This is a genomic window from Kamptonema animale CS-326 (assembly GCF_028330895.1).
Lineage (GTDB): Bacteria > Cyanobacteriota > Cyanobacteriia > Cyanobacteriales > Microcoleaceae > Kamptonema > Kamptonema formosum.
Genome location: NZ_JAQMUA010000194.1, coordinates 1 through 3109 on the forward strand (window position 1 = coordinate 1; position 3109 = coordinate 3109).

The window sequence follows — 3109 nt, forward strand, 5'->3', positions numbered from 1 at the left end:
CCTCTGCTCCCCTGCCCCTCTGTGCCGCCGAAATCGATAAATCGAGGGGGATTGGCCTCTAGCCATAAGCTATAACGTGCTTTGGCGTAAGCTAAGTCTAGGGTGGTGGCGATCGCTAGCAATCTCTCTAAGTCCGGCTTTACTTCTGCTACTTGCTCGCTCAAGATCCGGCGCACGGCTTCTTCTTCAACTTGTTCTTGCCGTAATTGTTGCCGCATTTGATTGTTGAGGTTGACAACTCTGTGGGGTTCGATGTATAATGTCGCGCCACTCATTGAGGTGTCGTGAACGATGCCGGGAATGGCATCTTTCTGGGGGGCTTTGACAGGGAGGACGAAGCGATCGCTCCTTTGAGTAATTAGTTGTTCCTGCAAGGCGTTGGCTTGACGCTGTAAGATGCCCTGCAATACCTGATAGATGCGATCGCGTAACTGCCGCATTGAGTCTCGAATGCCGCCGAGTTTGGGTGTGGCTCTGTCTGCCACATTGCCCCGCTCATCAATGCAGCGGTGAATTTCTTGCTCCAATTCGGGATAAGTCCGCAACTGGGCCACCAATTCCGTGAGTACGGGAACGTCGGACTGATTGTCAATTACTCGGCGCAATTGCCTAGCACCGGCCAGAGTAGTCGCGATCGCCAACAGTTCCTCCCCGCTAAGGATACCTTGGACTTGAGCTCGTTCTAGGGAATCGCCGATGTCTTGAATGCCATCAAAACTCAGACCCCTGGCAAGACGGCTCTCCAAAAGGTAAGCTTCCTGAGTCTGGGCTAATAGCTGCGCCGTCTCAGTTGGAGTTTCCGGGATTGGCAAGTGGAGCGCCGCCACAGCACCGAGTTTGGTTGCCGTAAAGGTAGCCAAATGGTGACAAAGGCGGGGCCATTCCAATAGTTCTAGGGTTTCGGCTTGAATCAAAGCTGGTAAGCTAAATCTGAATGTCTCTTAAGCAATTTTAAGGTTTTTTTTAATTGTCGTGCGGCACTTGGGGAAGTCTTCCCAAGCAAGCAATGTCAGCAATTTTGGATACCTATGATGGTAATAATACCTGTTTTAGAAGGGTTGGATGAACCAATCTCGCTCAATTGCATGGCGTGGCGAGAGTTTAAGGCGGTGGAACAGTTGCTCGATACGCCCGGAGTCTGGTTGTCTTCTCTAGAGTGAGTATTGGAGAAGTAGATGGGAATTGATAAATTAGATGCTGCTCGCCGCTTACAGGTTCCTGAAGTTTGGTTTTGGAAGAAGGGAGCCTTTTTATTTATGGGCTTAGAGCAGCGGGCCATAAGCAAATAATGCGATCGCACCTACTACCTAATTTAGAGATACAACTGCTCCCTCGATCTGTCGCTCTCCCTAATCAGCTTCAAGCATTGAGGGAATTTCGGCAGTATTTTGAGGGATAAAGTTCTGATTTTGACTCACCAAAATATTAATAACTATGAATTAGAGTCAATCATAATCTTTACACAATATTTCCTACCTCCTTTGCGATCGCCCTAATTGCAGATAATAAATAGCTCCACCTAATTCACAGTAAAAGACAGATGACTAAAAAGGTTGCTGTGTAAGCATTATTCCCTATTCTCTCTTCCCTCTTCCTTCTACTTACCATCAAGCACTACAACCCCAAATGATGTATTAAAGAAAAGGGTCGCATCTAGCTCAATTGTGACGGATGTATGCTGGAGATATAGGGAACTGGTGCACATATGGCAAAAATTCTAGTGATCGATGACGATGTAACGGTTCAGATCGTCCTGCAAGACCTACTGGAGAGTGAAGGACACGAGGTCGCGATCGCTTTCGACGGTCAAGATGGTCTCTCTCAAGCCCACCACAGACCCCCTGACTTGATAATTTGCGATTGGATGATGCCCTACATTGATGGGTTAGAAGTATGTCGCCAACTGAAAGCTAACCCAGAACTAGCTACCGTCTTCTTCATCCTACTGACAGCGCGAGAAGAACTTGACGACAGGGTAAAAGGACTCGACAACGGCGCTGATGACTTCTTATCCAAACCAATTGAAACAGAAGAGTTGTTAGCGCGAGTGCGTGCGGGCCTGCGGTTGCGCGGACTGACACAGCAGTTAGAGCGAACCCTACAAGATTTGCAGCAAACTCAGACTCAGTTAGTGCAAAGTGAAAAAATGTCTAGTCTGGGCCAATTAGTAGCTGGTATCGCCCACGAAATTAACAACCCAATCACGTTTATTTACAGCAACTTGAGCCATGTTCAAAGTTACGGGTCTGACTTAATCGATTTGCTGCGCTTATATCAAAAAGAATTAAAAAATCCCAGTCCCGAAATCTTGCAAAAGCAGCAAGAAATGGAATTAGATTTCGTCCTCGACGACTTGTTTAAGATTTTATTCTCCATGCAGACAGGAAGCGAACGCATCCGACAGATAGTTCTTTCTCTCCAAGATTTTTCTCGCACAGACCGTTCAGGATGGCAACCTGTTGACGTTCACGCTGGTTTAGACAACACCATTTTAATGTTACAGCATCGCTTGCCCGCGCGGGAGCGTAGACCCGATATTAAGGTCATTAAAGACTACAGTAAAATGCCTCAAGTTGAATGTTATGCTGGCCTCTTAAATCAAGCATTCTTGAATATTATTAACAATGCGATCGATGCTTTAGAGTTATCAGGTGTTGATTGGGGGCTGTCAGGGGAGGAAGTTAAAAATGAATCTGAGAAAAATCATCTGAAACCGACGATTAAAATTCATACTGAGGTTTTAGATGAGAACCGCATTTTAATTATAATTGCTGACAATGGAGCCGGAATGAGCGAATATGTGAAATCGCGAATTTTTGACCCATTTTTTACTACTAAGCCAGTTGGCGATGGAACTGGCTTAGGTTTATCTATTAGCTATCAAATTGTTGTACAACAGCACAAAGGGGAATTGAAATGTATTTCTGAACCGGGGAAAGGTACGGAAATTTGGATCGAAATTCCGATTAGACATTGCTAATGGGTAATGGGTAATTGGTAATGGGTAATTGGTAATTGGTAATTGCTAATGGCTAATGGCTAATGGCTATTACCGATCTCCCCTATCTTCCCCATCCTCCCCATCTCCCCCATCCTCTCTCTCTTCCTC

The 3109-nt window shown here is 45.9% G+C and carries 2 protein-coding genes and 1 pseudogene; 2 read left to right on the forward strand and 1 reads right to left on the reverse strand.

Features of this window, described 5'->3' with window-relative positions; all coding sequences use genetic code 11:
• Nucleotides 1-914, reverse strand: a pseudogene (locus tag PN499_RS11460) (endonuclease MutS2); the annotation flags it as partial.
• A gap of 114 nt (nt 915-1028) precedes the next feature.
• Between PN499_RS11460 and PN499_RS11465 the strand changes: the two are divergent.
• Together PN499_RS11465 and PN499_RS11470 are read left to right on the forward strand one after the other, a co-directional pair.
• A complete protein-coding gene (locus PN499_RS11465; RefSeq protein ID WP_272031997.1) occupies nt 1029-1160 on the forward strand; it encodes a hypothetical protein in 132 nt (43 codons plus the stop codon).
• A gap of 545 nt (nt 1161-1705) precedes the next feature.
• Nucleotides 1706-2980, forward strand: a complete 1275-nt coding sequence (locus PN499_RS11470; RefSeq protein WP_272031998.1) for a sensor histidine kinase — start codon at nt 1706-1708, stop codon at nt 2978-2980.
• Nucleotides 2981-3109: the final 129 nt, after the last annotated feature.